At 71.8% G+C, this 24765-nt stretch carries 22 protein-coding genes; 10 read left to right on the forward strand and 12 right to left on the reverse strand.

Going from position 1 to position 24765, the window contains the following annotated elements; genetic code table 11:
* Nucleotides 1–9 precede the first annotated feature (9 nt).
* The 3 genes from BKE41_RS03950 to BKE41_RS03960 form a co-directional block, all read right to left on the reverse strand.
* On the reverse strand, nucleotides 10–582 hold the full coding sequence (locus BKE41_RS03950) for a F0F1 ATP synthase subunit delta (RefSeq protein WP_012317613.1): 573 nt from the start codon (nucleotides 580–582) through the stop codon (nucleotides 10–12).
* 216 nt (nucleotides 583–798) lie between these two features.
* Nucleotides 799–1497 carry a DsbA family protein gene (locus tag BKE41_RS03955; RefSeq protein ID WP_070998559.1) on the reverse strand — a complete coding sequence of 233 codons (699 nt, stop codon included), beginning with the start codon at nucleotides 1495–1497 and terminating at the stop codon, nucleotides 799–801.
* 127 nt (nucleotides 1498–1624) lie between these two features.
* The gene (locus tag BKE41_RS03960; RefSeq protein ID WP_029359885.1) at nucleotides 1625–2251 is read right to left on the reverse strand and encodes a 2-hydroxychromene-2-carboxylate isomerase; all 627 of its coding nucleotides are present in this window, start codon (nucleotides 2249–2251) and stop codon (nucleotides 1625–1627) included.
* 201 nt (nucleotides 2252–2452) lie between these two features.
* Between BKE41_RS03960 and BKE41_RS03965 the strand changes: the two genes are divergently transcribed.
* On the forward strand, nucleotides 2453–3691 hold the full coding sequence (locus tag BKE41_RS03965; protein ID WP_058607323.1) for an argininosuccinate synthase: 1239 nt from the start codon (nucleotides 2453–2455) through the stop codon (nucleotides 3689–3691).
* A gap of 46 nt (nucleotides 3692–3737) precedes the next feature.
* On the opposite strand, the gene BKE41_RS03970 is transcribed toward BKE41_RS03965, so the two are convergent.
* Nucleotides 3738–4382 (reverse strand): hypothetical protein, encoded by a 645-nt coding sequence (locus BKE41_RS03970; RefSeq protein WP_012317617.1) that lies wholly within the window; start codon nucleotides 4380–4382, stop codon nucleotides 3738–3740.
* Nucleotides 4383–4444: 62 nt separating this feature from the next.
* Complete coding sequence (gene mtgA / locus BKE41_RS03975; RefSeq protein WP_245295897.1) at nucleotides 4445–5095, reverse strand: monofunctional biosynthetic peptidoglycan transglycosylase; 651 nt, start codon at nucleotides 5093–5095, stop codon at nucleotides 4445–4447.
* A 155-nt stretch (nucleotides 5096–5250) separates the two neighbouring features.
* Here mtgA and BKE41_RS03980 point away from each other — a divergent pair, with 155 nt between their 5' ends.
* Nucleotides 5251–6222 (forward strand): polyprenyl synthetase family protein, encoded by a 972-nt coding sequence (locus BKE41_RS03980; RefSeq protein ID WP_012317619.1) that lies wholly within the window; start codon nucleotides 5251–5253, stop codon nucleotides 6220–6222.
* A gap of 216 nt (nucleotides 6223–6438) precedes the next feature.
* On the opposite strand, the gene mmsB is transcribed toward BKE41_RS03980, so the two are convergent.
* The 4 genes from mmsB to BKE41_RS04000 form a co-directional block, all read right to left on the reverse strand.
* Nucleotides 6439–7671 (reverse strand): multiple monosaccharide ABC transporter permease, encoded by a 1233-nt coding sequence (mmsB, locus tag BKE41_RS03985; RefSeq protein ID WP_070998561.1) that lies wholly within the window; start codon nucleotides 7669–7671, stop codon nucleotides 6439–6441.
* Complete coding sequence (gene mmsA, locus BKE41_RS03990; RefSeq protein WP_070998563.1) at nucleotides 7668–9203, reverse strand: multiple monosaccharide ABC transporter ATP-binding protein; 1536 nt, start codon at nucleotides 9201–9203, stop codon at nucleotides 7668–7670. Before mmsA ends, mmsB begins: the two co-directional genes overlap by 4 nt.
* Nucleotides 9204–9304: 101 nt before the next feature.
* On the reverse strand, nucleotides 9305–10378 hold the full coding sequence (gene chvE, locus BKE41_RS03995) for a multiple monosaccharide ABC transporter substrate-binding protein (protein WP_107088282.1): 1074 nt from the start codon (nucleotides 10376–10378) through the stop codon (nucleotides 9305–9307).
* A 575-nt stretch (nucleotides 10379–10953) separates the two neighbouring features.
* On the reverse strand, nucleotides 10954–11703 hold the full coding sequence (locus tag BKE41_RS04000) for an SDR family oxidoreductase (RefSeq protein WP_012317623.1): 750 nt from the start codon (nucleotides 11701–11703) through the stop codon (nucleotides 10954–10956).
* Nucleotides 11704–11913: 210 nt separating this feature from the next.
* Here BKE41_RS04000 and BKE41_RS04005 point away from each other — a divergent pair, with 210 nt between their 5' ends.
* The 5 genes from BKE41_RS04005 (at nucleotide 11914) to mutS (ending at nucleotide 18287) form a co-directional block, all read left to right on the forward strand.
* On the forward strand, nucleotides 11914–13647 hold the full coding sequence (locus BKE41_RS04005) for a patatin-like phospholipase family protein (RefSeq protein WP_012317624.1): 1734 nt from the start codon (nucleotides 11914–11916) through the stop codon (nucleotides 13645–13647).
* A gap of 101 nt (nucleotides 13648–13748) precedes the next feature.
* Complete coding sequence (locus BKE41_RS04010; RefSeq protein ID WP_029359879.1) at nucleotides 13749–13952, forward strand: hypothetical protein; 204 nt, start codon at nucleotides 13749–13751, stop codon at nucleotides 13950–13952.
* 69 nt (nucleotides 13953–14021) lie between these two features.
* On the forward strand, nucleotides 14022–14879 hold the full coding sequence (locus tag BKE41_RS04015) for an alpha/beta fold hydrolase (protein ID WP_071000629.1): 858 nt from the start codon (nucleotides 14022–14024) through the stop codon (nucleotides 14877–14879).
* Between the two features lie 239 nt (nucleotides 14880–15118).
* Nucleotides 15119–15427, forward strand: a complete 309-nt coding sequence (locus BKE41_RS04020; protein ID WP_026604979.1) for a hypothetical protein — start codon at nucleotides 15119–15121, stop codon at nucleotides 15425–15427.
* Between the two features lie 142 nt (nucleotides 15428–15569).
* The gene (gene mutS / locus BKE41_RS04025) at nucleotides 15570–18287 is read left to right on the forward strand and encodes a DNA mismatch repair protein MutS (RefSeq protein ID WP_058607327.1); all 2718 of its coding nucleotides are present in this window, start codon (nucleotides 15570–15572) and stop codon (nucleotides 18285–18287) included.
* 40 nt (nucleotides 18288–18327) lie between these two features.
* On the opposite strand, the gene BKE41_RS04030 is transcribed toward mutS, so the two are convergent.
* Both BKE41_RS04030 and BKE41_RS04035 read right to left on the reverse strand, forming a co-directional pair.
* On the reverse strand, nucleotides 18328–18765 hold the full coding sequence (locus BKE41_RS04030) for a response regulator (RefSeq protein ID WP_029359876.1): 438 nt from the start codon (nucleotides 18763–18765) through the stop codon (nucleotides 18328–18330).
* A 57-nt stretch (nucleotides 18766–18822) separates the two neighbouring features.
* Entirely contained in the window at nucleotides 18823–19827 is a 1005-nt protein-coding gene (locus tag BKE41_RS04035) for a histidine kinase dimerization/phosphoacceptor domain -containing protein (RefSeq protein WP_012317630.1), read from the reverse strand.
* Nucleotides 19828–20102: 275 nt separating this feature from the next.
* Between BKE41_RS04035 and BKE41_RS04040 the strand changes: the two genes are divergently transcribed.
* The 3 genes from BKE41_RS04040 to BKE41_RS04050 all read left to right on the forward strand — a co-directional run bounded on the left by BKE41_RS04040 (nucleotide 20103) and on the right by BKE41_RS04050 (nucleotide 23194).
* Nucleotides 20103–21488 carry an AmpG family muropeptide MFS transporter gene (locus BKE41_RS04040; protein ID WP_070998565.1) on the forward strand — a complete coding sequence of 462 codons (1386 nt, stop codon included), beginning with the start codon at nucleotides 20103–20105 and terminating at the stop codon, nucleotides 21486–21488.
* 25 nt (nucleotides 21489–21513) lie between these two features.
* The gene (locus tag BKE41_RS04045) at nucleotides 21514–22452 is read left to right on the forward strand and encodes an EcsC family protein (RefSeq protein WP_070998566.1); all 939 of its coding nucleotides are present in this window, start codon (nucleotides 21514–21516) and stop codon (nucleotides 22450–22452) included.
* A gap of 82 nt (nucleotides 22453–22534) precedes the next feature.
* A complete protein-coding gene (locus BKE41_RS04050) occupies nucleotides 22535–23194 on the forward strand; it encodes an MgtC/SapB family protein (protein ID WP_012317633.1) in 660 nt (219 codons plus the stop codon).
* A gap of 18 nt (nucleotides 23195–23212) precedes the next feature.
* On the opposite strand, the gene ilvA is transcribed toward BKE41_RS04050, so the two are convergent.
* Nucleotides 23213–24742: a threonine ammonia-lyase, biosynthetic gene (gene ilvA / locus BKE41_RS04055; RefSeq protein ID WP_012317634.1), complete on the reverse strand. Its 1530-nt coding sequence runs from the start codon at nucleotides 24740–24742 to the stop codon at nucleotides 23213–23215.
* Between the last annotated feature and the right edge of the window lie 23 nt (nucleotides 24743–24765).

Genomic DNA, 24765 nt, shown 5'->3' on the forward strand with positions numbered 1-24765 from the left:
TGGGGGCGCTTATCGCGCGGCCCGCATCGCGAGGCGGATACCGTTGAGCTTGGTCTTGAGAGAGGCGTCGACCATGCGCGAGCCCATCTTCACGACGAGGCCGCCGATCAGGCTCGGGTCGACCACGAGGTCGACGTCGACGTCGGCCTTGGCGATGTCGCGCAGCGACGCCTTGATCTCCTCGATCACCGCGTCGGACGGCCTCTCGGCCACGCGCACCTGGGCCCGGACGATGCCCTTCGAGTCCTGGACCAGGGCCCGGAACGCGTCGATCATGTCGGGGAGCGCGAAGAGCCGGCGGTTCGAGGCCGCGAGGCGGATGAAGTTTCCGGCCAGGCCGCCGATCCCGGCCTTGTCGAGCACGGCGCCGATCGCGGCCTCCTGCTCCTCGGCGCTGAAGACCGGGCTGCGGACGAGGCGGCGGAGATCCGCGCTCTCCTTCAGCAGCCCATCGAATTGATTGAGGGACTCGGCGACCGCGTCGACCTGGCGCTCGTCGCGCGCGAGTTCGAACAGGGCGGAAGCGTACCGGCCCGCCACGCCTGCGACCAGGGGACCAGCCTCGGAACCGTTCTGCGCCACCCGTCGCTCTCTTCTCTGGTTGCCCGCCCGCTCCGCGCGCTCCGGCTGGAGCGCGGTGCGAGACCGTTCGGGACGTGGGATCGCGCCGACAGCGGACAGGTCGAGAACTGTCCTCGTGGCGCGGCGACCGCCTAGCATGCCAGCATGGCCGCGCGCAACACGGCAGGCGCGCGTCGCTGCGCGTCAGGACGGCGGAAGTGTGACGCGGGGAACGCGTCAGCAGGCGAGCCGGTCGCAGCGCCGCACGCTCGCGATCATCTTGGCCATGGCGCCGGCGCCCGGATGGCCGAGGATGCCGCTGTTGCCGAGGACGTAGGACGGCGTCGCGTAGAGGCCGAGATCCGCGGCCATCCGCATCTGGCTCTTGAGCGCCGCGCGCACCTCCTCGCTGTCGGCGATCGCCTCCACTTCTGCCTGCGGGATCCCGAGCGCGGCCGCGGCCGTGAGCGCGCCCGGCCCGTCGATGCGGCCGGGCTTGCCCAGCAGCGTCTGGTAGAAGCGCCACGCCGCCTCGGAGCCGAGCTTGCGCTGCACCGCCAGCATCACCTTGGCGGCCTGCGCCGATTGCGGCGACAGGATCGGGTTGTGGACAAGACCGATCCGCAATTCCGGGTCGCTGTCGTGCAGGGTGACCACGTCGGCGGCCGCCTTCCGGCAGTACGGGCAGTTGAAGTCGAAGAACTCGTAGAGCGTGGTGCCGGCATCCCGCGGCCCGACATAGGTCACGCCGCGCAGGCCCGGGATCTGCCCGGTGATCTCGCCCGGCAGGATCGAGTTCGCCACCGCGCGCCCGTCGTCACCGGTGACCGCGACGCGCTGGCCGTAGGATTGCGCGGAGGCGCCGGTCAGGCCGGCCCCGAGGGCGGCGGCCGCGGCGAGGAGGAGGCGTCGCGAGACAGGCTTCGAAACAGGCATGGACTCGTCCGGGGCGTGGCTGTCCCGCTCCGGCCGCGCCGAAGCGGAGCCGGACCAGAACCAGGGGGTCGAGTCGGTTTGATGGCCGAGCGGCGTGAACGTCGCCCTACCGCGTGGCCGGCGCGGCCTAGCGCAGCCCCTTCGGCCGGTCGCCGGTCGCCCAGGCCAGGGCCTGCTCCAGCCGGTCGTTGCCCCAGAACAGCTCGCCGTCGTCGGCCAGGAAGGTCGGCGCCCCGTAGATCCCGCGGGAGCGCGCCTCCTCGACGCTGACCCGGAGCTTGGTCTTGTTGGTCTCGGCGGCGGCGGCCCGCACGGTCTGCGTGCCGTCGAGCCCGAGCGAATCGAGAATCTCCGCCACGGCCGCCGGCTCCGCGATCGAGCGGCCCTCGGCGAAGCTCGCGGTGAAGACCGCCTTCGAGAACGGCACCAGCCACGCCTGGTCCTGGCCGAGGATCGCGACCCGCACCGCGCTGAGGCTGTTCTGTGGAAACTGGGCGGGGCGCGTCACCGGCGGCAGGCCGAGGCGGGCGGCCTCGCGCTCGACGTCGCGCCACATGTTCTTGCCCTTGGCCGCGTAGAGGTTGAACGGCGAGGTGGTCCAGCCCTGCGCGGCGAAGAGCGGCCCGACCAGGAAGGGGCGCCACCGGATCGCCACGTCCGCCTCGGCGGCGGCGGCCTCGACGCGCATGGCCGCGAGGTAGGAGTAGGTGGAGGCGAATTCGTACCAGAACTCCAGAATTGGCTGGCGCGCCATAGACTTCGCTTCTCCGATGCACTCTCGCGGCGATGACGACTGGCAACGCCCGCGCCGTTTCTGACACAGCCGCAAGGCCGCCGTGAGGCGAAACGCGGCCGATCCTCCGGCATTTGGCCTACGCGCGAGATGGCGCGCCGGTTGCAGGCCGGTGACACCCGCGATAAGCCGCAGACGCCCCGTCCCAGTTCCGGAAGCCGCATGTCCGTCCCCGCGAAGAGCCCCGTGAAGAAGGTCGTGCTGGCCTATTCCGGCGGCCTCGACACATCGATCATCCTGAAGTGGCTGCAGACCACCTACGGCTGCGAGGTCGTGACCTTCACGGCCGATCTCGGCCAGGGCGAGGAGCTGGAGCCCGCCCGCCGCAAGGCGGAGCTGCTCGGCATCAAGCCCGAGAACATCTACATCGAGGACCTGCGCGAGGAATTCGTCCGCGACTACGTCTTCCCGATGTTCCGGGCGAACGCCGTCTACGAGGGCGTCTACCTGCTCGGCACCTCGATCGCCCGGCCGCTGATCGCCAAGAAGCAGATCGAGATCGCCGAGAAGGTCGGCGCCGACGCGGTCTGCCACGGCGCCACCGGCAAGGGGAACGACCAGGTCCGGTTCGAGCTCGGCTACTACGCGCTCAAGCCCGACGTCACGGTGATCGCGCCCTGGCGCGAGTGGGACCTGCGCTCCCGCGAGCAGCTCATCGCCTTCGCCGAGCAGCACCAGATCCCGATCGCCAAGGACAAGCGCGGCGAGAGCCCGTTCTCGGTGGACGCCAACCTCCTGCACGCCTCCTCCGAGGGTAAGGTGCTGGAGGATCCGGCCGTCGAGGTGCCGGACTACGTCTACTCGCGCACGCTCTCGCCCGAGGAGGCGCCCGACCAGCCGACGATCATCACGATCGGGTTCGAGCGCGGCGACGCCGTCTCGATCGACGGCGAGGCCCTGTCGCCCGCGAGCCTGCTGGCCAAGCTCAACGAGCTCGGCCGCGCCAACGGCATCGGCCGGCTCGACCTCGTGGAGAACCGCTTCGTCGGCATGAAGAGCCGCGGCATGTACGAGACGCCCGGCGGCACGATCCTGCTGCCGGCGCACCGCGCCATCGAGTCGATCACGCTGGACCGGGGCGCCGCGCACCTCAAGGACCAGCTCATGCCGCAATATGCCGAGCTGATCTACAACGGCTTCTGGTTCTCGCCGGAGCGCGAGATGATCCAGGCCCTGATCGACAAGAGCCAGGAGAAGGTCACCGGCACGGTGCGGCTGAAGCTCTACAAGGGCGGCGTCCACGTCGTCGGCCGCGAGAGCCCGCACTCGCTCTACGACCAGGACCTCGTGACCTTCGAGGAGGGCGCGGTCGCCTACGATCACCGCGACGCGGCCGGTTTCATCAAGCTCAACGCCCTGCGGCTGCGCACGCTGGCCCAGCGGAAGAAGCGCGAGGGCTGAGCCCGCTTCCGGTCGCCGCCGCGCGGGCGGCGACCGGCCTCGGCCGTCAGGCGGGCAGCCAGCGCTCGGCCGCCCGACGGAAGTCACCGGGTCCGAGATCGGCGTAGCGCAGGAAGATCTGCAGCGCGGGCTGCAGCTCGCGGTGGAGGCGCACGAGCCGCGTCTCCGCGTCCTCGTCGTCGTTCGCGGCCGCGCCCGGCACGCCGGCGAGATGGCGCTTCATCGCGTCCGTGTAGGCGCCGTCCGCGCCGTAGGGCCGCTCCGGATCGACGCGCGGCACCCCCTGCTCGGCATTCCACCCGATATGCAGCCGCGGGATCAGGGCGAGGTGCTCGGGCGTCACCGCGAAGGTGATGACGTCCGGTGTCTCGCCGGTCGCCGCGTCGCGGAAGACGTCGCCGACCGCGCTCGGGTCGAGCTTCGCCAGGCCGTTGTGGTACTGGTACCGGCCCGGCTTCAAGTGCGCGTTCTGGACGAAGACCGCGAGGCCGTCCTCCAGCGCCCGGTGCTCCTCCTCGGCGCCCTCGTCGTCGCCGGTAACGTTGGCGATGTCGCCGTCGCGATCCAGGCTGCCGTAGGGCGCCGCGGGGTGGATGGTCGGTGCGCCCGGCGCGGCGCCGCCCCAGGCGACGACCATCCGGCGGATCAGGGCGATGCGCTCCAGGCTCAGGTCGTAAACGGCATCGCTCATCGTGGGTCGGTCCCGGGTCTCACGCTTGGAAGGCCCGTCTTACAGAGGCGCACCGCCCCCTGCTACCGCCGCAGGCAGCCCGTCAGCCCGTCGATCTGCCCCATCATGGCGTGGATCCGCGCGGCCCGTCGGCGCACGCCGGGAGAGGGCCGGCCGGCGCTGCGGGTGATCGGATTCGGCAGGACGGCGGCGAGGAGGGCGGCCTCGTTGCGGGTCAGCCGGCTCGCGTCCTTGCCGAACCAGTGCCGGCTCGCGGCCTGCGCACCGTAGATCCCGTCGCCCCACTCGGCGACGTTGAGGTATATCTCCATCATGCGGCGCTTGCCCCAGAGCGTGTCGAGCGCCAGCGCCAGCGGGATCTCGATGGCCTTGCGGATGTAGGAGCGGCCGGGCCAGAGGAAGACGTTCTTGACCGTCTGCATGGCGATCGTGGAGGCGCCGCGGCTCGGCGAGTCCTCGTCCTCGACCACGTCGCGGATCGCGCCGAAATCGACGCCGTGATCCAGGCAGAAGCGCTGATCCTCCGAGGCGATCACGGCCTGGGGCAGGGCCGGCGCGATGGCGGAGAGCGGGACCGGATCGCGGCTCACCGGCTGAAGCGTCAACCACCGTCCCAGCATCAGGGTCGACGGCGGCATCACCGCGCTATAGACGAGCGCCAACGTCAGCGCGAGGACGAACCCGACGGCGGGGAGCAGCAGCAGCGCTCCCACGGCCTGGCGGACGCGGCGGGAACGGCGCGGGCGCGCGAGCGGAAGGTCGCGACCTGCCGTCTCCCGCCTGCGTCGAGCCCCGTCCACCGTGAGTCCGTCCCCGCCCAACTGACACCCGATTGGTTTCCGCAAGGCCAGGACCGGACGTAAGCCCGATGACCCCGACCCCCTCAACGCAGGCACCGACCGGTTCGGTCAAGGCAGTCACGCCGGCCGCCGATTTTACCCACAGGTTGACGGAGGTCGCCGGCACCGTCGAGACCTTCCTGGTCGAGCGCCTCGGCCCCGCGGTCGGACCCGGCGAGATCGCCCGGCCGCCGCGCCTGATGGAGGCGATGCGCCACGCGGTGCTCGGCGGCGGCAAGCGCCTCCGGCCGTTCCTGGCCATCGAGACCGCCCGGATGCTCGGCGGCTCCGAGGCCGCCGCGCTGGCGGCCGGCGCCGGCGTCGAGCTGGTCCATTGCTACAGCCTCGTCCACGACGACCTGCCGGCGATGGACGACGACGACATGCGCCGCGGCAAGCCCACGGTCCACAAGGCCTACGACGAGGCCACCGCCATCCTGGTCGGTGACGCCCTGCAGACGCTGGCCTTCGAGATCGTCGCCGACCCGGCCTGGCAGCCGGACGCGCGCGTCCGCGCCGATCTCGTGCTCGGCCTCGCCCGCGCCTCGGGCCTGGGCGGCATGGTCGGCGGCCAGCTCCTCGATCTCACCGCCGAGGGCCGGTTCGGCGCGGCCAACATGGACGTGGACGACACCCTGCGGATGCAGGCGATGAAGACCGGGGCGATCCTGGCCTTCTCGGTCGAGGCCGGGGCGATCGTCGGCGGCGCCGACAAGGACCAGCGGGCCGCCCTCCTGCGCTACGGCCTCGCCCTGGGGCAGGCCTTCCAGATCGCCGACGACATCCTCGACCGGGAAGCCTCGCCCGAGGCCATGGGCAAGGCCACCGGCAAGGACAAGGATGCCGGCAAGGCGACGCTCGTCGACCGTCTCGGCATCGACGGCGCCCGCGCCGAGTGCGACCGCCTCGTCGGCGTCTGCGAGGACGCGGTGTCGTCCTGGGGGGAGGGCGCCCGCGTCCTGCGCGACGCCGCCCGCTTCACGGTCGCCCGCAAGACCTGATCGCGCCGGCCGGGATAACCCGCCCGCCGTCCCGGGCGGGCTGCCGATCCTGGCCCGGCGGCCCGGCCGTCGTGCGCGCCGCGACGTGACCGAGGGCGGCGCGCCCCGGACGGTCCAGGCGTTCCCGGATCGCCTCGCCGCCCTCGTGGGGCGGCCCGGCGCTGTCCCGACCGAGGCCCTCCGAAGCGGACGCGGCGCGGCGCCTCGGAGCGCCCGTCAGAGCCGGTTGTTCTTGTTGTGGACGTCGAGGCACACGGCGGCGAGCAGGACGACGCCCTTGATCACCTGCTGCCAGTCGACGCCGATCCCCAGGATCGACATGCCGTTGTTCATGATGCCGATGATGAAGGCGCCGATCACGACACCCGAGACCTTGCCGATGCCGCCCGCCGCCGAGGCGCCGCCGATGAAGCACGCGGCGATCACGTCGAGCTCCATGCCGACGCCGGCCTTCGAGTTCGCGGTGTTGAGCCGGGCGACGAAGATCATTCCGGCGAGGCCCGCCAGCGCGCCCATGTTGACGAAGGTCAGGAAGGTCAGCCTCTCGGTCTTGATGCCAGAGAGGCGCGCGGCCTTGATGTTCCCGCCCAGCGCGTAGATCCGGCGCCCGATCGTCGTCCGCGTCGTCACGAAGCCGTAGAGCGTCACCAGCGCCAGCAGCACGAGGAGCACGTTGGGCAGGCCCCGGTAGGCGCTCATCTGCCAGGCGAAGGCCAGGATCAGGATGGCGGTCACGCCGTTGCGGCCGATGAACGCCGCCACGGAGTCCGCCGGGCTCCCGTTCCGCAGCCGCGCCTGCCGCCTTCGCCAGCCGAGCCCGATCAGCGTCGCGACCAGCGCGAGGGCGATCAGGGCGGAGGTCCAGGGTCCGGCGACATTGACGAGGAAGCCCTTGGCGAGGAGCTGGAACACCTCCGGGAACGGCCCGACGGAGGTGCCCTGGAGCAGCACCTGCGTCAGGCCGCGGAACACCATCATGCCGGCCAGGGTGACGATGAAGCTCGGTATGGCGAGGTAGGCCACGAAGTAGCCCTGCAGACCGCCGATGGCCGCCCCCACCGCGAGGCACAGGAGGGCGGCCGGGACCGGGTCGACGTGGAAGCGGACCATCAGCAGGGCTGCGAGCGCCCCCACGAATCCGACCACCGAGCCGATCGACAGGTCGATATGCCCGGCCACGATGACCAGCAGCATCCCGAGCGCCATCACCACGACGTAGCTGTTCTGGAGAATCAGGTTGGTCAGGTTCAGCGGCTGGAACAGGACGCCGCCCGTCGCGACCTCGAAGAACAGCGTGATCACCGCCAGTGCGACGACGAGCCCGTAGGCGCGCAGCTGCGCCACCGGCAGGCGGCCGCGCCGGGCCCGGACCTCCCCCGTCGCGACCGCGGCGGCCGGGATGATGTCGCTGCCGGGTCTCATGGATTTGCTCGCTGTGATGTCGGTCATCCGTTCAGGCCCCTGGAGCGCATGATCGCGCGCATGATCGCTTCCTGGCTGGCCTCGCCGCGATCGAACGCGCCCACGAACCGCCCCTCGTTCATCACGTAGATGCGGTCGCAGAGGCCGAGCAGTTCCGGCATCTCGGACGAGATCATGAGGACGCCGCGCCCGTCCTCGGCCAGCTCGTTGATGATGCTGTAGATCTCGTACTTGGCGCCGACATCGATGCCGCGCGTCGGCTCGTCGAGGATCAGCACCTTGGGCTGCGTGAACAGCCACTTGCTCAGCACGACCTTCTGCTGATTGCCGCCCGACAGGTGCACGGTCGGCTGCGTCACCCCGAGGGAGCGGATGCGCATCTTGGTGCGGTAGCCGGTCGCGACCCGGTGCTCGGCCGCCTCGTCGATCACCGCGGCGGTGGAGATGCCCGGCAGGTTCGCGAGGGTCGTGTTCCGGGCGATGTCCTCGCCGAGCACCAGCCCGAGCTGCTTGCGATCCTCGGTGACGTAGGCGAGGCCGGCCGCGATCGCCCGGTCGATCGTCGAGACGTCGACCTCGACACCGTCGATCCGGACGGTGCCCCGGATGCCCTGCCCGTAGGACCGGCCGAAGAGGCTCATGGCGAGCTCGGTCCGACCGGAGCCCATCAGGCCCGCGATCCCGACGATCTCGCCCTTGCGCAGGCTCAGGCCGACGTCGCGCACCACCGCCCGCTCGGCGTGGACCGGGTGATGAACCGTCCAGTCGCGCACCTCCATCAGCACCGCGCCGATCCGCGGCGTGCGGACGGGGTAGCGGTTCTCCAGCGTGCGGCCGACCATCGCCCGGATGATGCGGTCCTCGTCGATCGGGCCGCCGCGGCAGTCGAGGGTCTCGACGGTGGTGCCGTCGCGCAGGACCGTGATCCGATCGGCCACCTTGGCGATCTCGCTGAGCTTGTGGGAGATCAGGATCGACGCGATGCCCTGCGCCTTGAAGCGCAGCAGCAGTTGCAGCAGCGCCGCGCTGTCGGTCTCGCTCAACGACGCGGTCGGCTCGTCGAGGATCAGCAGCTTGACCTCCTTGGAGAGCGCCTTGGCGATCTCCACGAGCTGCTGCTTGCCAACACCGAGATGGGTGACGAGGGTGTCGGGGCACTCGTCGAGTCCCACCGTCGCCATCAGCGCGCGGGCGCGGGCGTAAACACGGTCCTGGTCGATGATGCCGAAGCGGGCCGGCTCGTTGCCGAGGAAGATGTTCTCGGCGATCGACAGGTACGGCACCAGGGCCAATTCCTGGTGGATGATCACGATGCCGAGGCGCTCGCTGTCCGTGATGTCCCGGAAGTGGCCCGGCCGGCCCTCGTAGGTGATGTCGCCCGTGTAGGACCCGTGGGGATACACGCCGCTCAGAACCTTCATCAGCGTCGACTTGCCGGCCCCGTTCTCGCCGATCAGGGCGAGGATCTCGGCGGGCTCGACGGTGAGATTCACGTCGTCGAGAGCCTTCACACCGGGGAAGGTCTTGGAGATTCCCCGCATTTCGAGGACGGGCTGCATGCGGCGCCTACCAGCTCGGACTGCACGTTCGGCCCCCGCGCCGGCCATCGCGGCGCGGGGATGGGATCGGGCGGAGCCGCCGGGCTCCATCCCGGCTGCGATCACTTGAGCTGGTCGAGCGTGTAGTACCCGGTATCGACCAGGGCCTGCTTCCAGTTGGCCTGGGTGACGATCACCGGCGTGAGCAGGTAGGAGGGGACGACCTTCTTGCCGTTGCTGTAGGTCTTCACATCGTTGACTTCGGGCTGTCGGCCGGCCTCGATGGCGTCGATCATCGCCACCGCCACCTTGGCCAGATCCCGGGTGTCCTTGAAGATGGTCGCCGTCTGCTCTCCGGCGATGATCGACTTGACCGATTGCAGCTCGGCGTCCTGGCCGCTGATCACCGGCAGCTTCACGTCGCCCGAACCGTAGCCGACGCTCTTCACCGACGAGAGGATCGCCGTGGAGATGCCGTCGTAGGGCGAGAGCACGGCGTCGAGATGGGCGGTGCCGTAATAGGCCGAGAGCAGGTTATCCATCCGCGCCTGAGCGGTCGCCGCGTCCCAGCGCAGGGTGGACACCTTGTCCATGCCGAACTGGCCCGAGCGCACCACGAGCCTCCTCGCGTCGATGTAGGGCTTCAGCACCGACAGGGCGCCGTCGTAGAAAAAGTATGCGTTATTGTCGTCGGGCGAACCGCCGAACAGCTCGATGTTGAAGGGGCCCTTCCCGTCCTTCAGGCCGAGGGCGTCGACGATGGATGTCGCCTGCTGAACGCCGACCTTGTAGTTGTCGAAGGTGGCGTAGTAATCAACGTGCGGCGTCCCTCTGATGAGCCGGTCGTAGGCGATCACCCGGACGCCGCGCTCGCCCGCCTTCGACAGCACATCGCTGAGGGTCGTGCCGTCGATGGAAGCGATCACCAGGATCTTCGCGCCCGTGGTGAGCATGTTCTCGATCTGGGCGAGCTGCGTCGGGATGTCGTCGTCGGCGTATTGCAGGTCCGGCTTGTAGCCCTTGGCCTTCAGAAGCCTGACGATGTTGTTGCCGTCGTCGATCCAGCGCTGCGACGACTTGGTCGGCATGGCGACCCCGATCGGATCCCCACCGGCCGCCTGCACCGATGTCACGGCCGACGCTCCCAGGAGCGACAGGCCCAGGAAGTATGTGAGAAAGGTCTGCCTGGCGTTCATAAGCCCCCCTCATGTTCACAGCTGGACTTCGTTCTGAGCTGAAGCGAGTCCGTGCTTTTGTTTTTATCGACGCGTTGCTCTTGTTACTGCGAATTGCTCTCTGACTGCCCGGATCTATGGACAGTCCTCAGCTGATGTCGGCCCGTCCGACGTCGCGCCAGCCGGCCCGGATGACGTCGCCGGATCGGCAAGGCGCAGCGAGAGTCCGGCGCCGCCGACGTCCCCTTCGGGAGACCGACCGCGACCCCGGACTCGCCGGCCTCCAAATTTGTATGAGTTATGAAACGGGCCGTCAATCGGCCCGGACAGGGTGCCGGCACGCCGCGCGGGCTCGGGCAGGGGTGGGTGCGAAGCGGGCTCGGGCGCGGTTCGATCGCCTGCTGGCGCGCTCCGTTCGGGCGCGGCGGGGCGCACGGCCCCGGGGGCAGGCAGCCGGTCGGGGTCGCGCGGCCGCTCGATCGGTGCGGCGGCCGCGGCCGCTCGGCGCGATCGGATCGGGGGTGGGCTGTGTCGAGCCTTGTCTCGTCGGGCGGAGTCGGCGCGCGTCGCTGCGCGGACCCGAGAACCGCGTCGTGTCAGCCGCGGCCGACGAACGGCATCTTGGTGGCCATGATGGTCATGAACTGCACGTTGGCCTCCAGCGGCAGGCTCGCCATGGAGAGCACGGCCTGACCGACATGGTCCGGATCCATCACCGCTTCGGCCCGCAGGGACCCGTCCGCCTGCGGGACGCCGGCCTTCATCTTGCCGCCCATGGGCGTGTCGGCGTTACCGATATCGATCTGGCCGCAGGCGATGTCGTAGGCCCGCCCGTCGAGGGAGGTCGCTTTGGTCAGCCCGGTGACGGCGTGCTTGGTCGCCGTGTAGGCGATGGAGTTCGGGCGGGGCGCGTGGGCCGAGATCGAGCCGTTGTTGATGATCCGGCCGCCCCGGGGATCCTGGTCGCGCATGATCCGGAAGGCGTGCTGCGTGCACAGGAACAGCGCCGTGAGGTTGGTGTCGACCACCTGCCGCCAAGTCTCGAGGGGCAGGTCCTCGAGGGGGACCGCCGGAGCGCCGATCCCGGCATTGTTGAACAGCAGGTCGAGACGGCCGAACTCCGCCTTGGTGCGCGCGAACAGGGCGGCGATCGAGTCGGGATCGGTCACGTCGGTGGGGACCGCCAGGGCCCCGTGGCCGATCTGCGCGCTGACCTCGTCGAGGGGGGCCTGACGCCGCCCGGAGAGGACGACGCGCCATCCGGCCCCGGCGAGCGCCAGGGCGGCGGCCTTGCCGACACCCGTCCCGGCCCCGGTCACGATCGCGATCCGCTCAAGCCCCGACATGCGTTCCTCCGGTTCCGGTGTTGCACCGCCTGTAGCGGATGGCCGCCGCCGCGCGAAGGCGTCGGCGTTTCAGATGCGGGCCGCGGTCACGGGGCGTACCGGCGCGCGCCATGCGCTATGATGGTCTGAAAGACGCGGGGATGGGAACGGAACGATGGGGCTGGGTTCGTCGGCAGGCCTGCGCGGGACGATCGACGCGGCGGTTCCGGCGTGAGCGCACCCGAGATCCCGTTCCTGGCCGGGCTCGACGCGCCGGCGGTCGCGGCCGTGCGGGCCCGGATGGTGCCGGTGGCGGTGCCGGGCGGCCGCACTCTGTTCGAGCAGGGCGATACCGGGGACGCCCTGTACACGCTGGTCTCCGGGGCGGTCGGCGTCTCGGCCCGCGACCATGCCGGGCGGCCGACTCGGATCGCGCGCCTGCGGCCGCCCGAGACGTTCGGGGAGATGGCCCTGCTGTCGGACGCCCCGCGGGCGGCCACCGTGATGGCACTGCGCGATTCGCACCTCCTGCAGCTCACCAGGGACGCGTTCGAGGCGGTGATCGCCGAGCACCCGCACACGCTCCTCTACTTCGCCCGGATGCTCGCCGACCGCCTGCGGGCGATCTACGACGGCTACTCCGTCCACCACGCGCCGCGGATCTTCACGATCCTGGCGGTGACCGAGGGGCCGGATCCGGCGCGGGTGGCGCGGCAGCTCGCCGCCGCCTTCGACGTCCTGCTGCCCGGGGAGACCGGCTGCCTGACCGACTGGCCGGAGGGCGCCGACGAGGCGTGGTTCCAGGCCTTCGAGGGCGACCACGCGCGCACGATCTTCGCGGCGCACGACATCGATTGCCCCTGGTGCCGGCAGAGCCAGCGGCGGGGCGACCACGTCCTGCTCCTGGCCGAGCCCGGCGCGCCGCCGCGTCCGGGCGCGGCGGCCTATCTCGACCGGGTGCGCTCCGACTGGATCCGCATGGATCTCGTCGTGCGCCAGGATCCCGGGGCCCGGCGCCCGAAGGCCCTCCATCCGGAAGTCGCCGCGCTGCCGGCGGCGATGCGCATCCAGGTCCGGGACGGCGACCGCGCGGATCTGCATCGCCTCGCGCGGCTCGCCAGCGGGTCGGCGCGGGGCCTCGTCCTCGGCGGCGGCGGCGCGCGGGGGCTCGCCCATCTCGGGGTGCTCAAGGCCCTCGACGAGGTCTCCTGCGCGCCGGACTTCGTCGGCGGGACCAGCATGGGCGCGATCATCGCGGCGAGCCTCGCCATGGGCTGGAGCGTCGCGGAGATCCAGGCGCAGATCGAGGCGTTCTTCGCCACCAGCAACCCGATCAACGACTACACGCTGCCGCTGCACGCGCTGACCCGCGGCGCCAAGGTCGATGCCGGCCTCGCGGCGCGCTACGGCGGCGTGCGCATCGAGGACCTCTGGCTGCCGTTCTTCTGCGTCTCGTCGAACCTGACGACCGGCAACACCATGGTTCACCGCTCGGGCGACCTGCCGAAGGCCCTGCGCGCCAGCATCGCGATCCCCGGCCTCCTGCCGCCCGTGCTCTGCGACGAGGGCGTCCTGGTCGACGGCGGCATGATGAACAACCTTCCGGCCGACGTCGCCGCCGGGCTGGAGCGCGGGCCGGTCCTGGCCGTCGATGTCGGGACCGACCGGGCGTTCCAGGACATGCCGCGGCGCGGCTGGAGCGGCCGGCTCATGCGCAAGCTGATCGGCTCGCCGCTGGCGATGCCGGGACTGGCACCGCTGCTGCTGCGCGCCGCCACCGTGTCGAGCGACTCGCAGAGCCTGATGGCGGCCGCCCACGCGACCGCGGTGCTCAAGCCGCAGCTCTCCGGCATCGACCTGCGGGCGTGGTCGCGCTTCCGGGAATCGGCGGAGCTGGGCTACCGGGAAACCCGCGCGGGCATCGCGACCGGCACCCTCGCGCGCTGGCTCGACCCGGTGCGGTGAGATGTCCGCGTGCGCAGGCGCACGCGCGGCGCCCGTGGCCCTGTAACCCAGGGCGTCCGGCGACGATCTCCGCTGCAACGCGTCGTTCGGAGACCGGACCCATGACCCAGCTCGCCACGCCCCTGACCGGCACCGTGCCCGGTTCCGCGCAAGATCGGCGCACCGCGACCGACCATTCCGCGCCGCAATCCCTGCTGCACGGCGCCGCCTTCGTGCTGCTGTGCCTCTGGACGCGGACCGCGCCGGAGCGCCTGCGCGACCAGCTCTCCCCGGAAGCCGGCGACGGCGCCGCGCTCGGCTTCTGAGCGGATCGGACCGGCAGCCGCGCGCGTTCCCCGCCGCGAGGGATGCCGGGCATGACGGAGCGCGCGAGGATGACCGTCGCGGGAGTGAAGTTTCGCCGGATCGCCCTGCCTGAGGTCGCCCTGCACGTGGCCGAGGCGGGCCCCGAGACGGGTCCGCCGACCATCCTGCTGCACGGCTTCCCGGAATCCTGGTACGGGTGGCGCCACCAGATCGGGCCCCTCGCCGAGACGGGTCTGCGGATCATCGCGCCGGACCAGCGGGGCTACGGCCTCAGCGACAAGCCTGCGGGGATCGCCGCCTACCACCTGGACCGGCTGGCCGGCGACGTCCTGGCGCTGGCCGACGCCTGCGGCGCGCCCGCGGTGCGGCTGGTCGGCCACGACTGGGGCGGCCTCGTCGCCTGGTGGGTGGCGAGCCGGCACCCCGAGCGGATCGACCGGCTGGCGATCCTCAACGCGCCGCATCCGGCCGTCGTCGGCGCCTACATGCGGCACCATCCGGGCCAGTGGCTGCGCAGCACCTACGTGGGCCTCTTCCAGCTGCCGCGCCTGCCCGAGCGGCTGCTCACGGCGGATCGCTGCCGTGCCCTGCGGCGCGCGCTGACGAGCTCCAGCCGTCCGGGCGCCTTCGCGGAGGCCGATCTCGACCACTACGTCGCGGCGTGGCTCCAACCCGGCGCGATGACCGGCATGCTGAACTGGTACCGGGCCCTGGTGCAGCTGCCCCGGGCGCGGCCGCCGCGGGTGCGGGTGCCGGTGCTGATCCTCTGGGGGCGGCGGGACACCGCGCTGCAACCCGGCCTGGCGGAGGCGAGCCTCGCGTACTGTGACGCCGGCCAACTCCGCTGGTACGAGCGGGCCAGCCACTGGCTCGCCCACGAGGAACCCGAAGCGGTCAACGCCGATCTCGCCGCGTTCCTCCGTTAGCCGCCGGGGCCCCGCGCAGGAACGCCGGCCGGTTCACGCGGGCAAGTTGCAGAACGCTATTCAGTGCACGGACGGTTCTCGGAAGTCTCGGCGCCGGCGCGTTCGAGCACGCGCCGGCCGCAGCGGTAATCCGTGCGCCTTCCGGGAGCCCCGCAACATTTTTCGCCTCCGAATCCGGAACATGACGAGCACTTGCCACTTAGTGGTGGCCCACGAGGGCTGATCGGAGCTACTCCACGATGTCTTTTCGTTCTTTCCTGACCGCGGGTGTGGTCTTCGGCGGCCTCCTGGCCGGAACCGTCGCGTCGCAGGCCGCGCCCGCGATCGCGCAGCCCGGCTTCGCCGGATCCGACATGGTCGAGACCGTGGCGATGCATCGCCACCACCGCATGCATCATCACCGGATGCACCGCCATCACTCGACCCGGCACGAGCGCCGGATGCGGCGCATGAACACGATGCGGCACGGCAACCCGAACGCCCGCAATCCGTCGCGCCCGGGCTACCAGCAGCAGCTCGGCAACACCACGGGCGGCCCGCGCTACTGACATCCGACCCGCGTCCGGATCCCGCACAGGCTGCGCCGGATCCGGGCGCCATCCACCGGCGATGCGCCGTCCGGGCGCCTTCTCCCCAGCCGCGTCGGTTCGCGCGGCCTGATTCGCCCGCGGCGCTCTGCTAAGACGCGGCATGGCCCGAACTGCCGTCCGCCCCACCGCCGACACGACGCCCCCGCCCGGCCTGGACCCGGCCGGCGCGACGCCGATGATGGCGCAGTACATCGAGATCAAGGCCGCCAATCCGGACTGCCTCCTGTTCTACCGGATGGGCGACTTCTACGAGCTGTTCTTCGAGGATGCGGAGACCGCGTCCCGGGCGCTCGGCATCGTCCTGACGAAGCGCGGCAAGCACGCGGGCAGCGAGATCCCGATGTGCGGCGTGCCGGTCGAACGGTCCGACGACTACCTCAACCGTCTCATCGCCCTCGGCCACCGGGTGGCGGTGTGCGAGCAGACCGAGGATCCGGCCGAGGCCAAGAAGCGCGGGCCCAAATCCGTGGTCCGCCGCGAGGTCGTGCGGCTCGTCACCCCCGGCACGATCACGGAGGACCGGCTCCTCGACCCGGCCCGCGCCAACCTCCTCCTGGCGATCGGCCGCCGGAAGACCGGGGAGGGGGCAGTCGCCTACGGCCTCGCCGCGGTGGACATCTCCACCGGCCGCTTCTCCCTGAGCGAGGTCGCGGGCGGCGACCTGTCCGGCGCCATCGCCCGGCACGACCCGCGGGAGATCGTCCTGTCGGAGGCGATCCACGCCGATCCGGCCCTCGCGCGGCTCTGGCAGGAGAGCCGCGCCGCCGTCGTGCCCCTGGCACAGGCCGAGCTTGAGCCCGCCGCCGCCGAACGGCGCCTGCGCGAGCAGTACGGCGTCTCGACCCTGGAGGGGTTCGGCCAGTTCACCCGAGCCGAGATCGCGGCGGCCGGGGCGGCGCTCCTCTACATCGCCCGGACGCAGCTCGCGGCCCGTCCGCCCCTGGCCGTCCCGACCCGCGAGGATGGCGGCGCGACTCTGGCGATCGACGCGGCGACGCGGGCCAACCTCGAACTCACCCGCACCCTGTCGGGGGAGCGCGCCGGGAGCCTCCTCGCCACGATCGACCGGACCGTGACGGCGAACGGAGCGCGGCTGCTCGCCGAGCACCTCGCGGGCCCGCTCACCCACCTCGACGCCATCGCCCGGCGGCACGCGGCGGTGGCGTACCTGGTGGAGGACGCGCGCCTGCGCGGCGGCCTGCGCGACGCCCTGGCGCGGGCCCCCGACCTCGCCCGGGCGCTCTCGCGGACCGGGCTCGGCCGTGCGGGCCCGCGCGACCTCGCGGCCATCCGGGACGGCCTCGCGGTGGCGGCGGATCTCGGCGCCCGCCTCGCCGCCATCCCCGGTCTCCCGGTGGATCTCGCCCGGCTGGCCGAGCACCTGGCCGAGGCCGACCCGGAGCTCATCGCGACGCTGGCGGCGGCGCTCGCCGACGAGCTGCCCCTGAGCCGGCGCGACGGCGGCTTCGTGCGCGCGGGCTACCACCCGGAGATCGACGAGGCGCGGACCCTCGGCCAGGATTCCCGCAAGGTGATCGCGGCCCTGCAGGCGCGCTACGCCGAGCAGACCGGCTGCCGGACCCTGCGGATCAAGCACAACAACCTGCTGGGCTACTTCATCGAGGTCCCGCAATCCGTCGGCGAGGCCTGCCTGAAGGGCCTGCAGAGCGAGTTCGTCCACCGCCAGACCATGGTGGACGCCATGCGCTTCACCAGCGTCGAGCTGGGCGAGCTGGAGTCGAAGATCTCGGGCGCCTCCGACCGCGCGCTGGCCCTGGAGGCCGCCGTCTTCGACGACCTCGCGGCCCGCGTGCTGGCCCGGGCCGAGCCCATCGCCGAGGTGGCCGAGGCGCTGGCCGGGCTCGACGTGGCGGCGAGCCACGCGGAACTCGCCGTCGAGCTCGACTGGCGGCGCCCCGTGGTCGACGAATCGCTCAGCTTCGTCGTGGTCGGCGGCCGCCACCCGGTGGTCGAGGCGGCCCTGCGCCGGGCCGGCGAGCCGTTCATCGCCAACGATTGCGACCTGTCCGGCGACACGCGCGGCCGGATCCGCCTGATCACCGGCCCGAACATGGGCGGCAAATCGACCTTCCTGCGCCAGAACGCGCTGATCGCGGTGCTCGCCCAGATGGGCGCCTTCGTGCCGGCCGCGGAGGCGCGGATCGGCCGGGTCGACCGGCTGTTCTCCCGCGTCGGCGCCGCCGACGACCTCGCCCGGGGGCAGTCGACCTTCATGGTCGAGATGGTCGAGACGGCGGCGATCCTCAATCAGGCGACGCGGCGCTCCCTGGTGATCCTGGACGAGATCGGCCGCGGCACCGCGACCTTCGACGGCCTGTCGATCGCCTGGGCCTGCCTCGAGCATCTCCACGAGGTGAACGCCTGCCGGGCGCTGTTCGCCACGCATTTCCACGAGCTGACGGCCCTCGGCGACCGGCTGGCGCGCCTCGAGAACGCGACGCTGAAGGTGGCCGAGCACCGGGACGGCGTCGTGTTCCTGCACGAGGTCGTGCCGGGGGTCGCCGAGCGCAGCTACGGGCTGCAGGTGGCCCGGCTCGCCGGACTCCCGGGCAGCGTCGTGACCCGGGCCGGGGCGATCCTCAAGAGCCTCGAGAAAGCCGAGCGGGGCCGCCCGGCCCGCGCCCGGATCGACGACCTGCCGCTGTTCGCCGCGCTCGCTCCTCCGCCGCCACCGGAACCTCCGCCGGAGGATCCGCTGGGCGCGCTGCTCGACGCGATCGATCCGGACGCGCTGACGCCGCGCGAGGCGCTCGACGCGCTCTACCGCCTGAAGCGCGAGCGCGCGGCGCGGGGCTGAGACCCGGCGGCCGCGCCGCGGCGGCTCGGCCCGAAGAACCTCAGGCCGGCGCGGGCGAGAACCCGTCCGGGCAGGCCGGCCCGTCGCGGCCGGCCCGACGATCGGCCACGTAGTCGAGGGTGCTGGCCACGACGCGCTCGGAATAGGGCTTGGCGATCACCCCGATCGCGCCGGCGAAATCGGCCGGGATGCGCTTGGCGTTGGCGGTCATGAACACCACCGTGGTGCGCCGGTCGGCCGACAGCGCCCGAGCCACGTCGATCCCGGTCGGGCCGTCGACGAGGTGGATATCCACGAGGGCGACGTCGGGCGCCGTGGACCGGCCGAGCGCGATGGCCTCCGTCGCGTTGCCGGCGACGCCGACCGTGACGTGCCCGAGATCGTCCAGCAGGGATTCCAGCTCGAGGGCGATCAGGGCCTCGTCTTCCACGACGAGGATGCGGAGCGCGGCGTCCGCGGCGGCGTTCCCGGTCCCCATGCGCTCCTCGTCCTCCGGCCCCGCGGCCGACGAGCTTGATGCCTCCACGTCGATTTCTCAAGCCAGCTGCTTGAGCGGGATGTCGATCTCGACGGTCGTGCCCGGACCGGCATCCGCCCAGGCGATCGTCCCGCGCATCTGCCGGACCACCATCTCCACGAGATTGCGACCGAAACCCGCCGGGTTCGGCGCCGCCGCGGCGACGCCGACGCCGTTGTCGCGGATCGTCATGTGCATCCCGCCATCGGTGCGGCGGGCGACGATCGACACGCGTCCCTCCCGCTCGTCCGGGAAGGCGTGGCGCAGGGCGTTGGCCGTCAGTTCGTGGATCATCAGCGCGAGGGGGGCCGCCATCGCGGCGGCCACCGCGATCGGTTCGACATCGGCCTCCACCCGGCGCCGCTCCGGGTCGAGGCCGGCATTCATGTCGGCCAGGAACTCGGCCGCGAAGTCGCCGAGGTTGAAGTGCGTGCAGTCGCCCTCGGAGTAGAGCATCCGGTGCGCCGTCGAGAGGGCGCCGATCCGCTCCGCCATGCCCTGGAGCGCGTCCCGCGCCTCGCCCTCGGGCGTACGCCGCGCCTTCAGGAGCATCAGCGAGGAGATCACCTGAAGATTGTTCTTCACCCGGTGATCGACCTCGTGCAGCAGGGCGGTCTTCTGCTCCAGGGCCGCTGTCAGGTCCTGGGTCCGGGCCGCGACGAGGCGCTCCAGCTCGTCGTTGGTGCCGCGCATCGCCACTTCCATCTGGTGGACGTGGGTCATGTCGGCCTGGGCGGCGTAGAAATAGGCGAGCCCCTCCGCGTCGCGCACCGGGGTGATGGTCATCGCGTTCCAGAACGACGACCCGTCCTTGCGGTAGTTCAGCAGCTCCACGGAGATCGGCTCGGCGGCCTCGACGGCCGAGCGGATGCGCTGCACCGTCGACCGGTCGGTGGCCGGGCCCTGCAGCATGCGGCAGTTGCGCCCGACGATCTCGTCGGCGGCGTAGCCGGTGGCGGTCAGGAACGCGTCGTTGGCCCAGGCGATCGGGTTGTCGGGGGCGCGGGCATCGGTGATGACCATCGGCGACGGGCTCGACGCGAACGCGTCGACGAGCGTCGCGAGGGGCGGACCGGTCTCGGATCGGGCACTCAACGCATCATTCCACAGTCAGGCGGTGATCCCGTTCGTCCGGCGGCGCCACCATCGCGCTCCGACCGCGGGACGTGGACACCGCGTTAAGCAAGCTTCTACCAAGATTGGGGCGCAAGACAGCACGATCCAGCGAGAACAGGTGCGGCGTAAGGCTGCCACGATTTCGCGGGATCAAGGCCACGAACGCTCAGGAGTTCCATGCCATGGCGAACCAGCCACAGGCGACGCGTCGCTTCCGGCTCCGCGACATCGTCGAGGACCGGCGGATCGTGCTCATGCTGGCCCTCGGATTCTCGTCCGGCCTGCCGCTGCTCCTGGTGCTGGGGACCTTCACGCTCCGCCTCGCCTTCTCGGACATCGACGTGCGGGCGATCGGCCTGTTCAGCTACGTGGCGCTGCCCTACTCGCTGAAGTTCCTCTGGGCGCCCGCCATCGACCGCCTGAACGTGCCGGTGCTGAGCGCCCGCCTCGGGCGCCGCCGCGCCTGGATGGTGACGACGCAGGCCGCGGTCGCCCTGTGCCTGATCCTGATGGCCTTCTCGGATCCGAAGACGAACCTCGCGCTCCTGGGCCTCGGGGCCTTCCTGGTGGCGTTCTGCGCGGCCAGCCAGGACGTCGTGATCGACGGCTGGCGCATCGACGCCGCCGGCAGCGACTTCCAGGGCATCCTGGCGGCGACCTCGAACCTCGGCTACCGCATCGGCCTGATCACCGCCGGCGCGGGGGCGCTGTTCATCGCCTCGGCGGGGGGCTGGACGCTGGCCTACCTGATCATGGCCGCGCTCATGCTGGTCGGGATGATCGCCGCCCTGCTGGCCCCGGCCTTCGACGCGCCGCGCGCGGCGCGAGCCGAGACGCCCGGCCGGTCCCGGTTCTGGTCGATGCGCCGCGCCATCCTGGAGCCGCTGACCGAGCTGCACGGCCGGTTCGGCGGCGCGCTCTGGGGCATCCTCCTGCTCGTGGCCCTGTTCCGGCTGCCCGACTTCCTGTCCGGCGTGATGGCGAGCCCGCTCTACCGGACGCTGGGCTTCGACCTGAAGGAGATCGCCACCGTCACCAAGCTCTACGGCATCTGGGTCGGCATCGCGGGCGGCTTCGCGGGCGGCTGGGCGCTGGCACGGCTCGGCCTGTTCCCGACGCTGCTGCTGGGCGCCTTCCTGGCCGCCGCCTCGCACCTCGCCTTCGCGTGGCTGGCGGCCGGCGCGCCCGAGATCTGGCGCCTGACGGTAGCCATCTCCATCGAGAATTTCTGCGGCTCCTTCGCGGGGATCGTGCTGATCGCCTACATGTCGAGCCTCACCAGCCCGGCCTACGCGGCGACGCAGTACGCGCTGTTCTCCTCGCTCTACGCGCTGCCGGGCAAGCTGATCGCCGGCTCGTCGGGCTTCGTGGTCGCGGCGATCGGCTATCCGGCCTTCTTCGTCATGACCTCCCTGGTGGGAATCCCCGTCCTGGCGCTCTGCCTCGCGGTCGGGCGGCGGAGCGGGCGGACGGAGGCCGCGGCGCCGGCGCGGGACGCCCAGGAGCCGGGGAACCGCATCCCGGGGCCCGAGCTTCCTACCACGGCGCGCGCCCCGGGGGCCGCGTGAGCGGGACAGATCCAGGGATCGACGGATGAGCACGAGCGACCTCACCCTCGCCGGCGAGACGCTGCCGGCGGAGACGCCAGAGACGGTGCTGAGCGACGCGGATCTCGCCGCCCTGCGCCGTGCCGTGCAGGTGCTGGAGCGACCGAGCCTCGCGGCGCGGCTCTCCGCGGCGGCCGGCGCGCCCCTCGACATCATCGGCCGATCGCTGCCGGCCCCGGTCACCGAGGCGGTCAGCCGCAGCACCGAGGTGGCCATGCGGGGGGCGCTGCGGGTCGCCCTGGCGACGCTGCCGCGCAAGGAGCTCGTCCCGGCCGAGGGCGAGGGGTTCGGCGCCGTCGCCGCGAAGGCCGAGGGCCGTCTCGCGCGGCTGCTCGGCTCGGGCGACGCCAAGCACAAGGCGATGGCGGCGCTCTCGGGCGCGGTCGGCGGCGCGTTCGGCCTCGCCACGCTGGCGGTCGAGCTTCCGGTCTCGACCACGCTGATGCTGCGCTCGATCGCCGAGATCGCCCGGGAGGAGGGGGAGAATCTGGAGACGCCCGAGGGCGCGCTCGCCTGCGTGCAGGTCTTCGCCCTCGGCGGCCGGGCCATGGCCGAGACCGAGGCGGGCTCGGCGCTCACCGAGAGCGGCTACTTCGCGGTCCGCGCCGCCCTGGCCAAGACGCTGTCGGAGGCCGCCCGCTACGCCGGGAGCAAGACGCTCCTCGACCAGTCGGCGCCGGCGCTGATCCGCTTCACCGCCCAGATCGCGGCGCGCTTCGGTCTGGTGGTCTCCCAGAAGGTCGCCGCGCAGGCGGTGCCGATCCTCGGCGCCTTCGGCGGGGCGGCGGTCAACACCGCCTTCATGAATCACTTCCAGTTGACCGCGCGGGCGCATTTCACCGTGCGGCGACTGGAGCGCGCCTACGGTGCCGCCGCCGTGCGGGCCGCCTACGAGGTCGAGAAGGCGGCCCTCGGGATCGCTTGATCCGCCCGCGGTTAAGCCGCAAGGATCCGCGCCATCCGCACGGGGCGGAGGCACGGAGGCGGCTCTGATCGGCAACGGCGAGATGGTGGCCCGGCTGGCGATGGCGGCCCTGTTCGGCAGCGTGATCGGCCTGGAGCGGGAGCGGCTGCTCTGGGCGGCCGGCCTGCGGACCCACATGCTGGTCTGCGTCGGTTCCTGCCTGATCATGCTGGTCTCGGCCTTCGGCTTCGCCGACGTGCTGGGCGCCGAGCACGTCGTGCTCGACCCGTCCCGCATCGCCGCGCAGGTGGTCTCCGGCATCGGCTTCCTCGGCGCGGGGACGATCCTGCTGCGGGGCGAGGTCGTGAAGGGCCTCACCACGGCGGCGAGCCTGTGGGGCGTGGCGGCGATCGGGCTGGCGATCGGCAGCGGCCTCTACGTTCCGGCGCTGGCCGCGACCGCGCTCATCGTCGGCATCCTGGCCGGCGTGAAGCCCTTCGAGGAGCGCTGGCGCGACCGGATGCGCGCCCAGACGCTGCGGCTGACCGCCCGTCGGGGCACCATGTCGATCGACACCCTGCAGGCGGCGACGGGCGAGCGCGCCTCGCGCGTCCGGACCTTCACGGTCCGTCCGGGCCCCGACCCCGACCACGACGAGGTCACCATCACCTTCGTGCGCCTGTCGCGGACGAGCTTCGAGACGATCGCGGCGAAGCTGCGGGCGATGCCGGACGTCACCTCCGTCGACGTGGCGGAGAGCTGACCGCGTCCGACGCGGTGCTCAGCGCGCCCCGGCGCCCTCGCCGTCGAGGAACAGGCGGTACGCCGGGTTCTCGGTCTCGTCGGTGGCCGGGTAGCCGAGCGCCTCGATGACGGCGTCGAACCGGGCGCGCTCGGCCGGCGGCACCGCGATCCCGGCGAGCACCCGGCCGTAATCGGCGCCGTGGTTGCGGTAGTGGAACAGCGTGATGTCGAAGTCCGGGCCCAGCGCTTCCAGGAACTTCATCAGCGCGCCCGGCCGCTCCGGGAACTGGAAGCGGAACAGGCGCTCGTGCGCCACGCCGACGGCCCGGCCGCCGACCATGTAGCGGACGTGGACCTTCGCCATCTCGTTGTCGCTCATGTCGAGGACGCGGTAGCCGGCCTCCCGCAGCGAGCCGATCAGCTCCTGCTTCTCGCGCTTGCCGCCGCCGACGTTGATGCCCACGAAGATCTGCGCCTCGGAGCCCGGGGCGTGGCGGTAGTTGAACTCGGTGACGGCGCGCGGACCGAGCGCCTGGATGAAGGCGCGATAGGCGCCCGGACGTTCCGGGATCGTCACGCCGATCAGGACCTCGCGCTGTTCGCCGATCTCGGCGCGCTCGGCGATGTGGCGCAGGCGGTCGAAGTTCAGGTTCGCCCCCGACGAGATCGCGATCAGCGTGCCGTCGCCGCCCTCGCGCTCGGCGTAGAGCTTGGCACCGGCGAGGCTCAGCGCCCCGGACGGCTCGGAGACCGCGCGGGTGTCGTCGAAGATGTCCTTCACCGCGGCGCACATGGCGTCGGTGTCCACGGTGATGACCTCGTCGAGGTGCTCGCGGCAGAGCCGGAAGGTCTCCTCGCCGGCCTGCCGCACCGCGACGCCGTCGGCGAACAGGCCGACGCTGGGCAGGCTGACCCGGGTGTCGGCCGCGAGCGCGGCGGCCATGCAGGCGGCGTCCTCGGGCTCGACGCCGATCACCTTGGTGCCGGGCCGCAGGTACTTCACGAAGGTGGCGATCCCGGCGGCGAGCCCGCCGCCGCCCACCGGCACGAAGATCGCCTCGATCGGGCCGGTATGCTGCTCCAGGATCTCCTTGCCGATGGTGCCCTGGCCGGCGATCACGTCCGGATCGTCGAAGGGATGTAGGAAGGTCAGGCCCTGCTCGGCCTCGAGGATCTTGGCCTGCGCCAGCGCCTCGTCGAAGGCGTCGCCGTGCAGCACGACCTCGGCCCCGCGGGCCCGGCAGGCATCGACCTTGATGGAGGGGGTGGTGCGCGGCATCACGATCACGGCCCGCGCACCGAGCTTGGCGGCGGCGAGCGCGACGCCCTGCGCGTGGTTGCCCGCGGAGGCGCAGACCACGCCGCGGGCGATCTGGTCGGGCTGCAGGCCCGACATCTTGTTGTAGGCGCCGCGCAGCTTGAACGAGAAGACCGGCTGGAGATCCTCGCGCTTGAGCAGGACCGGCCGGCCGAGCCGCTGCGTCAGGCGCGGCATCGGATCGAGGGGGCTCTCGATCGCCACGTCGTAGACGCGGGCGGTGAGGATCTTGCGGATGTAGTCCGTCACGGTGTGGAGTCTCGGCCGATGCG

The organism is Methylobacterium sp. C1 (assembly GCF_001854385.1).
Taxonomy (GTDB): Bacteria; Pseudomonadota; Alphaproteobacteria; order Rhizobiales; family Beijerinckiaceae; genus Methylobacterium; species Methylobacterium radiotolerans.